The organism is Hydrogenophaga sp., assembly GCF_050182545.1.
Classification (GTDB): Bacteria; Pseudomonadota; Gammaproteobacteria; order Burkholderiales; family Burkholderiaceae_C; genus Hydrogenophaga.
Map to the genome: position 1 here is coordinate 59,725 of NZ_JBFXCD010000008.1, position 16,031 is coordinate 75,755.

The window sequence follows — 16,031 nt, forward strand, 5'->3', positions numbered from 1 at the left end:
ATGAAAACCATCCGCTACGAACTCGCCGACGGCATCGCCACCATCACCTTCGACGAGCAAGGCTCGCCCGTCAACACCATGTGCGCCGACTGGCAGGCGGACCTCACCGAGGTCACCGCGCAGGTCATGCGCGACTGCGCCGACATCAAGGGCATCATCCTGGCCTCGGCCAAGAACACCTTCTTTGCTGGTGCCGATCTCAAGGGCACGATGCGCCTCACGGCGGCCGACGCGCCGCGCGTGTTCGCCGAGATCGAACAGACCAAGAAGAACTTCCGAACACTGGAGACACTGGGCGTGCCGGTGGTGAGCTGCATCAACGGTGCCGCGCTCGGTGGAGGCTGGGAGGTGGCGCTGGTCGGTCACCACCGCATCGTGGTGAACGACGCGAAGATCCAGCTCGGCCTGCCCGAAATCACACTGGGGCTCATCCCGGGCGCCAGTGGCATCACCAAGATGGTCCGCCTGCTCGGCCTGGTGGGCGCGCAGCCCTACATCCTGGAGAGCAAGCTGTTCAACCCGCGCGAGGCACTGGACCTGGGGCTGGTGCATGAGCTGGTGTCGGCCGAAGGCGACGTGGCTGGCGCCCTGCGCACCGCGGCGCTGGCCTGGATAGCGGCCCACCCGCAGTCGCGCCAGCCCTGGGACCTGAAGGACCACAAGATCCCCGGCGGCACGCCGGCCAACCCGAAGGTCGCCGGCATGCTGACCGTGGCGCCGGCCATGCTCAAGCAAAAGACGCGCGGCCTCTACCCCGCGCCCGAAGCCGCTCTGGCGGCCATGGCGGAAGGCGCGCTGGTGGACTTCGACACCGCGCTGCGCATCGAGAGCCGCTACCTTGCCCGGCTGATCGTGAGCCCGGTGGCGAAGAACATGATCAACACCTTCTTCTTCAACCTCAACGCGATCAAGAGCGGGCAATCGCGCCCGAAGGACATCTCGCGCTTCAAGCCGAAGAAGGTCGGCATCCTGGGCGCCGGCATGATGGGCGCGGGCATCGCCTACGCGCAGGCCAGCCGCGGCATCCAGACCGTGCTGGAAGACGTGAGCAAGGACAACGCGGAGCGCGGCAAGTCCTACAGCTACCGGCTCACCCAGGCGCGCGTGGACAAGGGCCGCATGAGCCCGTACGACCAGCGCGCGCTGCTCGACCGCATCCTGCCCACCGACCATCCGGGTGACCTCAAGGGCTGCGAGCTGATCATCGAAGCCGTGTTCGAGAATCGCGAGCTCAAGGCCGCGGTCACCAAGGAAGCCGAGCCCATGCTGGCCGCTGGCGGTTTCTTCGCCAGCAACACCTCCACCCTGCCCATCTCAGGTCTGGCGCAGGCCAGCATCCGGCCGCAGCGCTTCGTGGGCATCCACTTCTTCAGCCCGGTGGACAAGATGAAGCTGGTGGAGATCATCCGCGGCAAGGACACCGACGACGAAACCATCGCCCGCGCCTACGACTACGTGCAGGCGCTGGGCAAGCTGCCCATCGTGGTGAACGATTCGCGCGGTTTCTACACCAGCCGCACCTTCGGCACCTTCGTGATGGAAGGCGCGGCCATGCTGGGCGAAGGCGTTCCGGCGCCGGTGATCGAGAACGCTGCCATGCAGGCCGGCATGCCGGTGGGGCCGCTGGCCGTGCTTGACGAAACCGCGCTCTCGCTCTCGGTGCACGTGCTGGACCAGACCCGCGCCGACTTCGAGAAAGAAGGCAGGCGCTACGCGCCCACGCCCGGCGAGCTGTTGGTCGAACGCATGGTCAAGGAGCTCAAGCGCCCCGGGCGCGCGGCTGGCGGTGGCTTCTACGACTACCGCACGGGGCAGAAAAAACAGCTCTGGCCTGAACTCAAACCGCTGTTCGAGAAAGCCGGCACCACCTGGGACCTGCAGGACATCAAGGACCGCCTGCTCTACCGCCAGTCGGTGGAGACCGCGCGCTGTCTGGCCGAGGGCGTGCTCACCACGGTGCACGACGGCAACATCGGCTCGATCTTCGGCATCGGCTTCCCGGCCTGGACCGGCGGCGCCCTGCAGTTCATCTATGGCATGGGCATCGAGGCCTTCGAGCAGCGCTGTGCCGAACTGGCCGCCCGCCACGGTGCGGGCTTCGCACTCAACGACGCCGCGAAGGCCGCGATCCGCCAGCACCAACCGAGTTACTGAACCCATGAACCGACTCGAAGGAAAGATCAGCCTCATCACCGGCGCCGCACAAGGCATCGGCCTGGCGACCGCGCTCAAGTTCGCGCGCGAAGGCGCCACCGTGATCGTCTGCGACGTGAAACAGGCAGCGGTGGACGACGCCGTGCGCCAGTGCGAGGCGCTGGGCGCAAAGGCCATCGGCTTCATGATGGACGTGACGCAGCGCGAAATGGTCGACGCGGTTGTCGCTCAGGCAAAGGCGCGCTTTGGCCGCATCGATGCACTGGTGAACAACGCGGGCATCACGCAGGACGCGCGGCTGCAGAAGATGACGCTGGAGCAGTTCGACCGCGTGATCGACGTCAACCTGCGCGGCGTGTTCCATTGCGCGCAGGCCGTGGCCGACACCATGGTCGCCCAGGGCAGCGGCGTGATCCTCAACGCTTCCTCGGTCGTGGGCATCTATGGCAACTTCGGCCAGACCAACTACGCCGCGAGCAAGTTCGGCGTGATCGGATTCACCAAGACCTGGAGCCGCGAACTCGGCCCCAAGGGCGTGCGGGTGAACGCGGTGGCGCCCGGCTTCATCGCCACGCCCATCCTGGACACGATCCCGGCCAAGGTCATTGCCGAGATGGAGCACCGCGTGCCGCTGCACCGCCTGGGCCGTCCCGAGGAAATCGCCAATGTCTACGCCTTCCTGGCCAGCGACGAGGCCAGCTACATCAACGGTGCCGTGATCGAAGTCTCGGGCGGCATGTCCGTTTGACGCAATCTCCGCGCACGTGACGGAGTGGCGTGCGGTACTTCCCGGTACCAGCGGACCACCGACCATCGCCACTGCCGCAAACGGGCCCTGTGTGCAATGATGAAAGACTCCGAATTGCCCCGCCCGCATGCAGATCGCCCCCCCACCCGCCAACGAGGAACAGCGCCTGGCCAGGCTGCATGGCCTGGGCATTCTCGACACCCTGCCCCAGAAGGCCTTTGACGACATCTCGGCGCTGGCCCAGCTGATCTGCGGCACGCCGGTGGCGCTGATCACCCTGGTCGACCGTGATCGGCAGTGGTTCAAGTCGCGCATCGGGGTGGATGCGTCGGAGACGCCGCGCGAGGTGGCGTTCTGCTCCCACGCCATCCTCGATGCCGAGCACGTGATGGTGGTGGAAGACATGCACCAGGATCCCCGCTTCCAGGACAACCCCCTGGTGATCGGCGACACCCAGGTGCGCTTCTACGCGGGTGCGCCCATCGTCACCGCCGACGGCTATGCGCTGGGCACGGTGTGCGTGGTCGATCAGCAGGCCCGCCAGTTGCACCCCGTGCAGCTCGACGCCCTGAGCAAGCTCTCTGGCCTGGTGGCCGACCTTCTGGAGCACGAGAAAACGCGTCAGGCGCAGGCCGACAGCACCCGCGTCGCCGAGCAACAGCGGCACCAGGAACTGACCGCCATGGCGTTGCTGAGCGTCGATCTGCAATCCTTCGTCGATGCCTCCGGCGTGTACCGCCACGTCAACGACACCTACCTGGCCTATCACGGCTGCAGGCGCGAGGACGTCGTCGGGCGCCATGTCACCGAGCAGTTGGGGGAAGGCATCTTTCGCGACAAAGTGGAATCCCGCCTGCAACGGGCCCTGGCCGGCGAGACCGTCACCTACCAGCGGGAGGCTCACTTCAAGGCCAGAGGCACACGGCACATGGAAGTGGCCCTGCTGCCCGTGCGCGATGCCCATGGCAAGGTGACCGGCGTGGTCACGCGGGGCCACGACATCCAAGCGCTCAAGGACCGGGAAGCCGAACTCCACCGCACGGTCAAGCTGCTGGAGCAGAAGACGCTGGAACAGGAGCGCTTCATCCACATTCTTTCGCACGACCTGCGCGAGCCCATCAATTCGATCAACAACTTCAGCGCCCTGCTGACCACCGATCACGCGCAGGACCTGCCTCCCATGGCTCAGCGCTACCTGGGCTTCGTGCGCGGCGGCGGGCAGCGCATGAGCGCGCTGCTCGACGATCTCGCCGAGTACGTCCGGCTGGACCGGCGAGCCCCCTCCAGCGGCCCGGTGGACGTGGCGAGCCTGCTGGAGCAGGTGCGCGATGACCTGGCCTCCGCGCTCCAGCTGGCCAATGGCCGGCTTGAATGCGGGCCACTGCCCACGGTGCGGGGCGACGCCTCGCTACTCCGCATCGCGCTGCAGAACCTGGTGGCCAACGGCCTGAAGTTCGCGCAACCGGACACGCCGCCGCTGGTGCGCGTGAGCGCCACGCGCGAAGACGGCTTCGATCTGATCCACGTGGACGACAACGGCATCGGCATCGCGCCCGAGCACCAGCCGGGCATCTTCGACATGTTCACGCGGCTGCATTCGCGCAAGCGCTACGACGGCTCCGGCCTGGGTCTGTCCATCTGTCGACGGATCGTGGAACAGCACGGCGGCCAGATCTCGGTGCGTTCCACGCCCGGCACCGGCAGTTGCTTCACCCTGCACCTGCCTTCTTCGCCGGCACAACGCGCCTGACATTCCCCGAGGAAACACCATGGTTGTCCCGCAACGCTTCATCCTCGTCGACGACAACGAGGCCGACAACGTCTACCACGAAATCATGATCCGCCGCGCGGGCTTCACGGGCGACGTGCTGGTCTTCGAGGGCGGCGCCGAGGCACTGGCCTTCCTGCGCACAGACCCCCTCGACCTGCCCACCTGCCTCTTCCTGGACATCAACATGCCATTGATGGACGGGTTCGAGTTCGCATTGAAAGCCACACCACTGCTGAGCGACAAGCCCACGGTCGTGGTGATGATGCTGACCTCGTCCGACGCGGCCCACGACCGCGAACGGGCCGGCGAAATTCCCCTGATCCAGGACTTCGTCACCAAGCCGCTGACGGTGGAGCGCGTGCGAGAGCTGCTGGGTGCCGGTTGATACATGACTACGTCCACCATTTATTTGACTTAGTCAAATAAATGGTGGACATTCTGGCGCATGAACGACAACGCACCGAAAGAAGTCGACCCCGCCCAGGTCCGCGCCCTGCGCGCCTTCAACCGCTTCTACACGCAGCGCACCGGCCTGCTCGACCCCTACCTGGGCAGCGCGTTCTCGCTCACCGAGGTGCGGGTGCTCTACGAACTGGCGCACCACGCGCCCTGCACCGCGACCGAACTCGGGCGCCGGTTGCTGCTCGATGCCGGTTATCTCAGCCGCATCGTGCGCCGGTTCAGCGACGCGGGCTGGATCACGCGCACCCCGTCGCCCGAGGACGCCCGGCAACTGTCGCTGAGCCTCACGCCCGAGGGCCGTGCCGCCTTCGAGCCGCTGCAACAACGCTCGCGCGAGGCGGCCGCCCGCCTGCTGGAACCACTGGCGCCGGCCCGGCGCGACGCCCTGATCGCGGCACTGGGCAAGGCACGGGCCCTGCTCGACCCCGAGGCCGCCACACCCGCCCGCACCGCCGTGCTGCGCGACGTGCGTCCCGGCGACATGGGCTGGGTGGTGCAGCAGCACGGCGAGATCTACGCGCGCGAGTACGGCTGGAACAGCGATTTCGAGGCCCTGGTGGCCGACATCGTGGCCGGCATGATCCGCCAGCACGACCCGCAGCGGGAACGCGGCTGGATCGCCGAACTGGACGGCGAGCGCGTCGGCTCGGTGTTCGTGGTGCGCAAGAGCGAAACCGAGGCCCAGCTGCGCCTGCTCATCCTCAGTCCCTCCGCGCGCGGCCTGGGCCTGGGCGCGCGCCTCACGGACGAATGCCTGGCCTTCGCGCGCGCCAGGGGCTACCGCAAGATGGTGCTGTGGACCAACAGCATCCTCAGCGCCGCGCGCGCCATTTACGCACAGCGCGGTTTCGCGCTGGTGCACAGCGAACCCCACCACAGCTACGGCCAGGACCTCGTGGGCGAAACCTGGGAACTCGCGCTCTGAGCAAGGCCATGGGCGCGACACGATAATCGCCGCCATGCCCGCCGCCCCCGCCTCCTCAACGTCCGACGACGCGCTCAACCACCCCACGTCGAAAACCGATCTCTTCCTCTCATTCACCTGGCTGGCCCTGCAGGGCTTCGGTGGCGTGCTCGCGGTGGTGCAGCGCGAGCTGGTGGAAAAGAAGCGCTGGATGACACGCGAACAGTTCGTCGAGGACTGGGCGGTGGCGCAGATCATGCCCGGCCCCAACGTGGTCAACCTGTCCATGATGATCGGCGGGCGCTACTTCGGCTTGCCGGGCGCAATGGCCGCGCTGGCCGGCATGCTGGCCGCGCCCATGGTCGTCGTGCTGCTGCTCGCCGTGCTGTACGGCAGTGTGGCCGACAGCGCCGTGGCGCAGAACGCGCTGCGCGGCATGGGCGCTGTCGCCGCCGGCCTGATCACCGCCACCGGCATCAAGCTCATTGCCGCGCTGGATCGCAACGCGATGGGCATGGGCGTGTGCATTGGCCTGGCCACCCTCACCTTCGTGGCCATTGCGCTGCTGCGCTGGCCACTGCTGTGGGTGCTGCTGGGCATCGGTGGCGGCGCCTGCCTGTGGGCCTACCGCGTGCTGTCGGATGTCGACGCCGACCGCCAGAAGGCCGGCGAGGCATGAACACCATGCTGCCCACCGCCGCCAACTGGCTCGACCTCTTCACGCACTTCGCCTCGCTTTCGCTGCTGGGTGTGGGCGGCGCCATCACCACCGCACCCGACATGCACCGCTACCTCGTCTACCAGAACGGCTGGTTGAACGACGCGCAGTTCACATCGTCGATCGCGCTGTCGCAGGCCGCGCCCGGCCCCAACGTGCTGTTTGTCGCGCTGCTCGGCTGGAACGTGGGTCTCAACGCGGGCGGCGGGCCGTCGGCGGGCTGGCTGGCCTGGGCGCTGGCGTTCTTCGGCGTGCTGGTGACCATGGTCGCGATCATGCTGCCCTCATCGGTGCTGACCTACACCGCCACGCGCTGGGCGCACCAGAACCGCGAACTGCGCGCGGTGCGCGCCTTCAAGACGGGCATGGCCCCCATCGTCATCGCGCTGCTGATCGCCACCGGCTGGCTGCTCACCGGCTCGCACGACCACCCCGCGCGCGACTGGCCGCTGTGGCTGCTGACAGCGGCGGCCACGCTGCTGGTGTGGCGCACGAAGATTCACCTTCTCTGGATGATCGGCGCGGGCGCGGTGCTGGGGGCGCTGGGCTGGGTTTGAAGCCCGGAGGCCCGGGGCCGGGGGGCATGCGCTACCCTTGCGCCTTCCACCCGCCCCAACAGAACAGGAGTTCCCGATGGCCCTTGCCACGCTTTCCGGTACCGCTTCGCACATCAAAGGCAGCGTCGTCATCCACGGCAGCAACGCCAATATCGCGCAGGAATCCAGCACACACTTCCGCCTGGGCAACCGCCAGGTGGTGATGAAGAGCGCGATTCAGCTGGCCGAAGGCGACCAGGTCACCGTGGCGGGGGACGACAAGGCCGAGTTCCAGGCGCTGGCGTTGCGCAACGACACCACCAACCTGGTCTACAGCCTGAAGGCCAACGTCGGCGTCATCGGAGCCTGGTTGATCGTTATCGTCTCCGTGCCCATGCTCCCCATCCTCGTGGGCTTCATCACGATGGCGGTCGGCATCTACTTCCTGCGCGCCAACAAGCGCATTGCCAGCGCCGTGCGCATGCTGGGCGGCAAAGGCTGAGGCCTTTCAGTCAGCTGCGCTGGCGCAGCGCCTCGTACAGGCACACACCGCTGGCCACCGACACGTTCAGGCTCTCCACGGCGCCGGCCATGGGAATGCTCACCAGCTCGTCGCAGGTCTTGCGCGTGAGATGGCGCATGCCGGCACCTTCAGCGCCCAGCACCAGGGCCACAGGACCTTTGAGGTCGACCTGGTAGAGCGTCTTCGGCGCGTCGTCGCTGGTGCCGATGACCCAGATATTGCGTTCCTTGAGCTCACCCAGGGTGCGCGCGAGGTTGGTGACCATGAAGTACGGCATGGTCTCGGCCGCGCCGCTGGCGACCTTGGCCACCGTGGCGTTGATGCCGGCGGCGTGGTCCTTGGGAGCTATGACGGCGTGCGCGCCGGCGCCGTCGGCCACCCGAAGGCAGGCGCCCAGGTTGTGCGGGTCGGTGATGCCGTCGAGCACGAGCAGCAGCGGTGGCACGCCGGTGGGTTCGAGCTGTTCCAGCAGGTCGTCGAGCGAGCGCGCCTGTGCGACGGCTTCCACGCGCGCGGCCACGCCCTGGTGGCCATGGCTGCCTGCGAGTTTGGCGATGCGCAGGCCGTCGGCTTCGATCAGGCGCGCATTGGCCTCGCGCGCCCGGTCCAGGAACTGGCGCATGCGCGCATCGCGCCGCGTGGGCTCGTAGTAGATCTCGATGATGGATTGCGGTGCGGTTTTCAGGCGCACGCCCACGGCGTGGAAGCCGAACAGCACTTTGGGGGAAGACATGCGGCAATTATCGGCGCTGCGCGCTTTCAGGCCGCGTGCGCGAGCTCGCCCAGGCGCCGCAACGCGGCGTCGATGCGGGCATCGCCCGGGTGGCCCACGTTCAACCGCAGGTGGTGGGTGAAGCGCCGATCGGCCGAAAACAGGACGCCCGGCGCGGTGCTGATGGACTCGGCCATGGCGCGGTGGTGCAGGTCGAGCGCATCCACCGGCGGGGGCAGTTCCAGCCAGAGAAAATAGCCGCCGAGCGGTCGCGTCACACGCGTGCCGGCCGGAAAGTGCCGTTCCACCAGGCGCAGCGCGCGTTGCTGCTGCACTGCCAGCGCCTCGCGCAGGCGACGCAGGTGGCGATCGTAGCCACCGTGTGCGAGGTAGTCCGCCAGCGCCAGTTGCGAGGGGATCGCCGTGGCCAGCGAGTTCGACATCTTCAGGCGCTCCACCGCAGGCGCATGGCGCCCCGCGGCCGCCCAGCCCACGCGGTAACCCGGCGCCAGACATTTCGAGAACGAGGCGCAGTGCAGCACGCCGCCCTCGCGGTCAAACGCCTTGGCCGGCGGCGGTCGTCGGACTCCCGCGTACAACTCGCCATACACGTCGTCCTCGATCAGCGGCACGCGGTGACGCGCCAGCATTTCCACCAGCGCCTGCTTGCGCGCGGGCGGCATCAGCGCGCCCAACGGGTTCTGGAAGCTCGGCATGAACCAGCAGGCGGCCACCTTCTGGCGCTGGAGCAGCTCGGCCAGCGCGGGCAGATCCACGCCTTCGGCCGGATCGGTCGCCACCTCCACCGCCCGCAGGTGCAGGCGCTCGAGGGCCTGCAGGGCGGCATAGAACGTGGGCGACTCCACCACCACCACATCGCCGGGCTGGGTCACCGCCTGCAGGCAGAGGTTGAGCGCTTCCATGGCACCGTTGGTGATGACGAGTTCGCCTTCGTCCAGCGCAATGCCGTGCATGGCATAGCGCCGCCGAAGGGCCTGGCGCAGCCCCTCGTCACCGGCGGTGAGTGCGCCGGTGATGCGCTGGGCGGGCAGCCGGCGCATGGCGCGCGCACCGCTGCGCGCGAGCGCCTCGAACGGGAACAGGTGCGCCGCGGGAAACGCCGAGCCCAGCGGCACCACGTCGGCTTCGCGCGTGGTGCCGAGCAGCTCGAACACCAGCTCGCTGACTTCGACGGGCGTGGCTGCGCCGCGCGGCACGGCCACCTGCGGCACGGCGCGCGGCGCCCGGCGTGCCGCGCGCACAAAAAACCCTGATCGCGCGCGCGCCTCCACCAGACCACGCGACTCCAGCAGCCCGTAAGCCTGGAACACGGTGGACGCGCTGACGCCACGCTCGGCGCAGGTCTGGCGCACCGAGGGCAGGCGGTCCCCCGGCCTGAGCACGCCCGCGCCGATGCCATCGGCCAGGTCTTCGGCCAGCTGCTGGTAGCGCCTGAGGCGTGGATCGTTCATGGCATTGCGGGGAGAAACGGCGTCATCTGATACGGTAGAAATCCAATATATCTGAACATTGCGCATCAGATGCCGCTTTGCGATGATCCGGACAGCATGAAACCGATTTCCCGATCCCGCAGCTGGCGAAGGCTGCTTGTTGCCGTGGCCTGCGCGCTGCTGCAGGGCGCTGCGGCGGCGCCGTTCGAGGACACCATGGCGCAGCGCATGCTGGCCTGCACCGCCTGCCACGGCCCGCAGGGCCGCGCGGCGGCCGATGGTTACTACCCGCGCCTGGCCGGCAAGCCGGCCGATTACCTCTACAACCAGTTGCTGAACTTCCGCGACGGCCGGCGCACGTACCGCCTGATGACCGGGATGGTCGATCCACTGAGCGATGCCTACCTGCTGGAGATCGCGCGCCACTTCGCGGCGCTGGAAGTGCCCTACCCTGCGCCGGCACCGGCGAAAGCGACCGTGCAGGAATTTCAGCGCGGCGAGCAGCTGGCCCTGCGCGGCGATGCCTCGCGCGGCCTGCCTGCCTGCGTGGCCTGCCACGGGAGCGCGCTCACCGGCGTGTTGCCTGCCACGCCCGGCCTGCTCGGCCTGCCACGCGACTACCTCAACGCCCAGCTGGGTGCCTGGCGCACCGGCCTGCGCAAGGCCCACACGCCGGACTGCATGGCCGACGTGGCCCAGCGTCTGGCGCCCGCCGACATCGCCGCCGTGAGCGCCTGGCTCTCGACCCGACCCCTGCCCGCCCACACCCGGGCGGTGGCACCCGGCTCTGTGCCGCTGCCCTTGCGCTGTGGCACGGCGCTGCCACCCGGGGGCCAGCCATGAACCGCCGCAACCTCATCCGGGCGCTCACAGGCATCGCAGCGCTGCTGCTGGCGGCCGCGCTGGTCTGGCTGGGCGCCCCCGCGGCGCCGATCGTGATCGACCCCGCGTCCCGGCCAGCCGTGCACGAAGGCAGCACCATCGAGCGCGGGCGCTACCTGGCCGTGCAGGGCAACTGCATGGGTTGCCACACCGCGCGCGGCGGAACGCCTTTCGCGGGCGGCCGCGCCGTGCCCACGCCCTTTGGCACCGTCTACGGCAGCAACCTCACGCCCGGCACCAGTGGACTGGCGAACTGGAATGCCGACGACTTCTGGCGCGCCCTGCACCACGGGCAGTCGCGCGATGGTCGCTGGCTCAATCCAGCCTTTCCGATCAACAACACCACGCAGATCGCGCGCGAGGACAGTGATGCGCTGTTCGCCTACTTCCGCAGTCTGCCTCCGGTGGATGCGCCGGTGCCGCCGCACGAATTGCGCTGGCCGTACAACACGCAATTCGCACTGCGGGTGTGGCGCATCCTGTACTTCGACGAGGCCGACCCGGTGGCGGCGGGGCGCGATGCCACGGCGTCCGGCGATTTGCGCCGTGGTGCGTACCTGGTGAACGGTCTGGGCCACTGCAGCGCCTGCCACGTGCCGCGCAACGCGCTCGGCGGCAACGGTGACATGCTCGACCTCTCGGGCGGGCCCATTCCCCTGCAGAACTGGTATGCACCGTCCCTGCTGGACCCCGCGCAAGGTGGCGTGCAGGACTGGGACCTCGAAGACATCGTCGCGCTGCTGCAGACCGGCAAGGCGCCGGGCGCCATCACCACCGGGCCCATGGCCGACGTGGTGCAGCACAGCACGCAACACTGGACAGCGGCCGACTTGCGTGCCGTGGCGACCTACCTGAAGCAGTTGCCCCGCTCCGCAACGCCGCGCCGCCCCACCCACAAGGCGCCCGAGACGCGCGCGCTGAGCGCGGGTGCCCGGCACTACGAGCAGCACTGCGCCCAATGCCATGGCGCGCAGGGCGAAGGTGTGGGGCTGTACCCGTCGCTGGCAGGCAACCGCACGGTGTTGATGGGCTCACCCGCCAATCTGCTGCAGACCACGCTCAACGGCGGCTTCGGCCCATCCACTGCGGGGCACCCTCGCCCCTTCGGCATGCCGCCCTTCGTGCTCGAACTGAACGACCAGGATCTGGCCGACCTGCTGACCTTCGTGCGCACGCAGTGGGGTCACCAGGCATCACCGGTGAGCGCCCTGGACGTTCAGCAATTGCGCGGCTCGGCAGCGCGCTGAAGGCGCTTGCGCCTGTCAGGCTGGCAAGGCCTCGGCCGCCACCTGCCCCGCCTCGATCGTGATGCGGCGCTCGCAGCGCTCTGCGATTGCGCGGTCGTGCGTCACCAGCACCAGGGTGGTGCCCTGCTCCCGGTTGAGCTCGAACATCAGCTCCATGATCTTGCCGCCCGTGGCGAAATCCAGGCTGCCGGTGGGTTCGTCGGCCAGCAGCACCGAGGGCTGCACCACAAAGGCACGCGCCAGCGCCACGCGTTGCTGCTCCCCACCCGAGAGCACCTTGGGGTAGGCCGCCAGCCGTTCGCCCAGGCCCACGCGCTGCAGCATCCGGGTGGCGGTCGCGCGCGCCTCGCGCTGCCCGGCGAGCTCCAGCGGCAGCATCACGTTCTCGAGCGCGGTCAGGTTGCCCAGCAACTGAAAGCTCTGGAACACGAACCCCACCTTCTGCGCGCGCAGCGCCGCCCGCTGGTCTTCGTCCATCGCGAACAAATCGTCACCGTCGATGTGAACTGTGCCACTGGTCGGGGTGTCCAAACCGGCGACGATGGACAACAGCGTGCTCTTGCCCGAGCCGGATGCGCCCACGATCGCGGCAGTCTCGCCCTTGCGCAGGGTGAAATCGATGTCGCGCAGAATGGTCAGTGACCCGGTGGAGTCGGTCACCGTCTTGAACACATGCTGAACCGCAATCATCACATCGGACATGGAAGGACTTCTCAAGTTGAAACGACGTCACTTTAACGCCCTGGCCCTGGCTGGCTGCACATCCGCCCTCTGGGGCCGTGCGCTGGCGCAGGATGGCAAGGACCCGGTGATCCTCGTGGTGGGCGATTCGCTGAGCGCCGAATACGGCCTCCAGCGCGGCAGCGGCTGGGTGGCCTTGCTGGAAGAGCGTCTGGAGCGGGAGAAAGTTCAGGCCCGTGTGGTCAATGCGAGCATCAGCGGCGACACCACCTCGGGTGGACGCTCGCGCCTGCCGGCCCTGCTGCGCCAGCACCGCCCCACGCTGGTGGTGATCGAGCTGGGCGGCAATGACGCACTGCGCGGCCTGCCGCTGAAGATGACGCGCGAGAACCTGGCCACCATGGCCCGCCTGGCGCGCGAAGCGGGCGCCAGGGTCCTGCTGCTGGGCATGGAAATGCCCCCCAACTACGGCGCGAAGTACGGCCAGGAGTTCCGCGAGGTGTTCACCGCCGTGGCAGAGACCGAAAAAACGGCGCTGGTGCCCTTCTTCCTCAAGGGCGTGGCCGACACGCCCGACCCCACGGCCCTGTTCCAGGCCGATCGCATCCACCCCAATGAAGCGGCCCAGCCCACGATGCGCGACAACGTCTGGCCCGCCCTGCGCAAACTGCTGGCAGCTCGATAATCGGGCATGTCCGTACACACCCTGAGCGCCCCGCAGGCGCTGGCCCGCCTCGCGGAGTTCGACACCGTCATCGACGCCCGCACCGAGGACGAGTACGCGCTCGATCACGTACCGGGCGCCACCAACTGGCCGACGCTGGACAACCAGCAGCGCATCGAGATCGGCACGATGTACAAGCTGGTCAACCCGTTCGAGGCCAAGAAGCGCGGCGCGGCCATTGCGGCGCGCAACATTGCGATCCACATCGAACGCCACGTGATCGACAAGCCCCGCGACTGGAAGCCCCTGGCGTACTGCTGGCGCGGCGGCAACCGAAGCGGCGCGCTGGCCACCATCCTGGGGGCGATCGGCTTTCACGTGACGCTGATCGAAGGCGGCTACAAGGCCTGGCGCGCGGCGCTGGTGGATGCGCTCCCGGCCCTGGCCAGGGGACTCACCTACCGCGTGGTGTGTGGCCCCACGGGCAGCGGCAAGACAAGGCTGCTGCAGGCCCTCGCGGCCCAGGGCGCGCAGGTGCTGGACCTGGAAGCCCTGGCCAGCCACCGCAGTTCGGTGCTGGGTCACATCCCAGGGCGGCCGCAGCCCAGCCAGAAGCGCTTCGATTCGCTGGTGTGGGACGCCTTGCGTGGCTTTGACCCGGCGCGCGTGGTCTACGTGGAGAGCGAAAGCAAAAAGGTGGGCAATGTGCGCGTGCCCGACGCGCTGATCGATGCCATGCGAGCCAGCTCCTGCATCGACCTGCGGCTCGATGACGATGAGCGCGTGGCGCTGCTGCTGGAGGATTACGACTTTTTCGTCAGGGACCCGGCGTCCTTTTGCTCACGGCTGGAGGCGCTGACCGAACTCCGTGGCAAGGAGGTGGTGGCCGGCTGGATCGACAAGGTGCGCCAGGGGCACACGCCGGACGTGGTGCTCGAGTTGCTGACCCGCCACTACGACCCGATGTACGCCCAGTCGATCGCGAGAAACTTCAGCCAGTTTCCACAGGCGCTGCCCCTTGCGCTGCCGGACCGGTCGCCACAGGCCCTGGCCGATGCGGCACGGGCGCTGATGGCCCGTGAAGCGGCATCGCTGCACCCGGCCTGAGCAGCAGGCCTGCATGCAGCCACGTGGCCGGCGCTGTCAGTCCGCCGCGCTGTCGCCGCTGGGCGCGTCGCCTGGCACCTCGGGCTGCCCGGCACCCTGCCCCTCGGGCGCATCACCCTCGGTGTGCTGACGACCGGCCGCCTTGGCCCTGAGCTTCTCCTCTTTCTTCTTCTTTTTGGCAAGCTCGCGCTGGCGTTTTTCGTATCCGTAATTGGGAGTGGCCAAAACTGTCTTTCAGGTCTGTGGTGAAGGAAAAGGGTCAGGCTTGCAGTGCAGTGCAGTCCAGGCCTGCGCCAAGTCGGCACGCAGGTCGTCCACCGCCTCCAGGCCCACGGCAAAGCGTACCAGACCCCCGGCGTCTTGCCAGCCCTGGGTGCGGATCGAGGCCAGGTGGTACGGCGCACACAGGCTGGTCGGCCCGGCCCAGCTCCAGCCGAGCCGGAACAGGCGCAGGCCATTGCAGAACGCATCGATGCGGGCTTGTGCAATGGCCGGGTCGAACACCACGCTGAACAGGCAGGCGGCCGCAGTGGCGTCGCGCTTCCAGGTGTCATGGCCCGGCGAGCTCGGCAGTGCGGGATGCAACACCCGGGCCACGCCGGGCTGCTGCTGCGCCCATGTGGCCAGCGCGCGCGTGGTGGCATCCTGCGCGTGGTAGCGCAGCGCCACGCTGGGCAGGCCGCGCAGCACCAGCTCGGCATCGTTTGCCCCCACGCCCAGGCCCAGGCGCATACGGGTGAGCAGGATCTTGCGGTGCAGCGCAAGGTCGCGCGTGACGACCGATCCCATGAGCACGTCGGCGCCACCGCTCGGGTATTTGGTAAGCGCCTGCACGGACACGTCCACACCTTGATCAAAGGCATTGAAGGCGATGCCCGCTCCCCAGGTGTTGTCGAGCGCAGTGACGACAGGGCGGTCGCCGCTGCGCTGCGCGTTGGCCTGGCGCACGCGCTCGACCAACGCCGGAATGTCCGGGTACTCCAGCGTGATCGAGCCAGCCGCTTCCAGCCACACCAGGCGCGTGGCGGGGCCGATCCGACGTGCCAGGTCGTCCGGGTCCATCGCGTTATAGAAGCGGTGGGTGATGCCCCATGCCGCAAGCTCCACTTCGGCAAACACCTTGCCAGGGCCATAGGCGTTGTCGGGCAGCAGCACCTCGTCGCCCTGGCGCAGCAGCGCCATGTCGACCAGCGAAATCACCGACAGGCCACTGGGCGCGAGCATGCAGTGTTCGCCGCCTTCGAGGGTGGCGATGCGCTCCTCCAGCGTGAAGGTGGTCGGGGTGCCATGCAGGCCGTAGGTGTAGCCGCTCTTGTCTTTCCAGTCGTAGGTGCGCAGCGCCTCGACGTCGGGGAACATCACCGTCGACGCCTTGTGCACGCCCGGCGCCACCGCCTCGAAACCCGCCGGAGGCTTGTAGGGATGGTGGATCAGCCGGGTGGACAGGTCGTCGTCGTGCTTGTTCATTCAG

The 16,031-nt window shown here is 68.2% G+C and carries 17 protein-coding genes; 12 read left to right on the forward strand and 5 right to left on the reverse strand.

The window, feature by feature from the left end:
• The 8 genes from AB7P10_RS10525 to AB7P10_RS10560 all read left to right on the forward strand — a co-directional run bounded on the left by AB7P10_RS10525 (window position 1) and on the right by AB7P10_RS10560 (window position 7,795).
• Entirely contained in the window at window positions 1-2,154 is a 2,154-nt protein-coding gene (locus tag AB7P10_RS10525; protein WP_428293801.1) for a 3-hydroxyacyl-CoA dehydrogenase NAD-binding domain-containing protein, read from the forward strand.
• A 4-nt stretch (window positions 2,155-2,158) separates the two neighbouring features.
• Window positions 2,159-2,902 carry a 3-oxoacyl-ACP reductase FabG gene (gene fabG / locus AB7P10_RS10530; protein ID WP_428293802.1) on the forward strand — a complete coding sequence of 248 codons (744 nt, stop codon included), beginning with the start codon at window positions 2,159-2,161 and terminating at the stop codon, window positions 2,900-2,902.
• 127 nt (window positions 2,903-3,029) lie between these two features.
• Window positions 3,030-4,652: a GAF domain-containing sensor histidine kinase gene (locus tag AB7P10_RS10535; RefSeq protein WP_428293803.1), complete on the forward strand. Its 1,623-nt coding sequence runs from the start codon at window positions 3,030-3,032 to the stop codon at window positions 4,650-4,652.
• A gap of 19 nt (window positions 4,653-4,671) precedes the next feature.
• Window positions 4,672-5,058: a response regulator gene (locus AB7P10_RS10540; RefSeq protein ID WP_428293804.1), complete on the forward strand. Its 387-nt coding sequence runs from the start codon at window positions 4,672-4,674 to the stop codon at window positions 5,056-5,058.
• Between the two features lie 60 nt (window positions 5,059-5,118).
• Window positions 5,119-6,060, forward strand: coding sequence for a bifunctional helix-turn-helix transcriptional regulator/GNAT family N-acetyltransferase (locus tag AB7P10_RS10545; protein WP_428293805.1), 942 nt, complete (start codon window positions 5,119-5,121; stop codon window positions 6,058-6,060).
• Between the two features lie 34 nt (window positions 6,061-6,094).
• Window positions 6,095-6,718 (forward strand): chromate transporter, encoded by a 624-nt coding sequence (locus AB7P10_RS10550; RefSeq protein ID WP_428293806.1) that lies wholly within the window; start codon window positions 6,095-6,097, stop codon window positions 6,716-6,718.
• Window positions 6,715-7,314 (forward strand): chromate transporter, encoded by a 600-nt coding sequence (locus AB7P10_RS10555; RefSeq protein ID WP_428293807.1) that lies wholly within the window; start codon window positions 6,715-6,717, stop codon window positions 7,312-7,314. Before AB7P10_RS10550 ends, AB7P10_RS10555 begins: the two co-directional genes overlap by 4 nt.
• Window positions 7,315-7,390: 76 nt before the next feature.
• Complete coding sequence (locus AB7P10_RS10560; protein WP_428293808.1) at window positions 7,391-7,795, forward strand: hypothetical protein; 405 nt, start codon at window positions 7,391-7,393, stop codon at window positions 7,793-7,795.
• A 10-nt stretch (window positions 7,796-7,805) separates the two neighbouring features.
• On the opposite strand, the gene rlmB is transcribed toward AB7P10_RS10560, so the two are convergent.
• The gene (rlmB, locus tag AB7P10_RS10565) at window positions 7,806-8,549 is read right to left on the reverse strand and encodes a 23S rRNA (guanosine(2251)-2'-O)-methyltransferase RlmB (RefSeq protein WP_428293809.1); all 744 of its coding nucleotides are present in this window, start codon (window positions 8,547-8,549) and stop codon (window positions 7,806-7,808) included.
• 26 nt (window positions 8,550-8,575) lie between these two features.
• Window positions 8,576-10,000, reverse strand: a complete 1,425-nt coding sequence (locus AB7P10_RS10570; protein ID WP_428293810.1) for a PLP-dependent aminotransferase family protein — start codon at window positions 9,998-10,000, stop codon at window positions 8,576-8,578.
• Between the two features lie 96 nt (window positions 10,001-10,096).
• Between AB7P10_RS10570 and AB7P10_RS10575 the strand changes: the two genes are divergently transcribed.
• A complete protein-coding gene (locus AB7P10_RS10575; RefSeq protein WP_428293811.1) occupies window positions 10,097-10,822 on the forward strand; it encodes a c-type cytochrome in 726 nt (241 codons plus the stop codon).
• Window positions 10,819-12,108: a c-type cytochrome gene (locus tag AB7P10_RS10580; RefSeq protein ID WP_428293812.1), complete on the forward strand. Its 1,290-nt coding sequence runs from the start codon at window positions 10,819-10,821 to the stop codon at window positions 12,106-12,108. Before AB7P10_RS10575 ends, AB7P10_RS10580 begins: the two co-directional genes overlap by 4 nt.
• Before the next feature lie 15 nt (window positions 12,109-12,123).
• On the opposite strand, the gene AB7P10_RS10585 is transcribed toward AB7P10_RS10580, so the two are convergent.
• On the reverse strand, window positions 12,124-12,810 hold the full coding sequence (locus AB7P10_RS10585; RefSeq protein WP_428293813.1) for an ABC transporter ATP-binding protein: 687 nt from the start codon (window positions 12,808-12,810) through the stop codon (window positions 12,124-12,126).
• Between AB7P10_RS10585 and AB7P10_RS10590 the strand changes: the two genes are divergently transcribed.
• Window positions 12,809-13,474, forward strand: coding sequence for an arylesterase (locus AB7P10_RS10590; protein ID WP_428293814.1), 666 nt, complete (start codon window positions 12,809-12,811; stop codon window positions 13,472-13,474). The two genes, AB7P10_RS10585 and AB7P10_RS10590, sit on opposite strands and share 2 nt — an antisense overlap.
• A gap of 6 nt (window positions 13,475-13,480) precedes the next feature.
• Complete coding sequence (gene mnmH, locus AB7P10_RS10595; protein ID WP_428293815.1) at window positions 13,481-14,560, forward strand: tRNA 2-selenouridine(34) synthase MnmH; 1,080 nt, start codon at window positions 13,481-13,483, stop codon at window positions 14,558-14,560.
• A gap of 36 nt (window positions 14,561-14,596) precedes the next feature.
• Here the strand turns inward: mnmH and AB7P10_RS10600 are convergent, their stop codons facing one another.
• Both AB7P10_RS10600 and AB7P10_RS10605 read right to left on the reverse strand, forming a co-directional pair.
• Window positions 14,597-14,785, reverse strand: coding sequence for a hypothetical protein (locus tag AB7P10_RS10600; RefSeq protein WP_428293816.1), 189 nt, complete (start codon window positions 14,783-14,785; stop codon window positions 14,597-14,599).
• A gap of 9 nt (window positions 14,786-14,794) precedes the next feature.
• Entirely contained in the window at window positions 14,795-16,027 is a 1,233-nt protein-coding gene (locus AB7P10_RS10605; protein ID WP_428293817.1) for a PLP-dependent transferase, read from the reverse strand.
• Window positions 16,028-16,031: the final 4 nt, after the last annotated feature.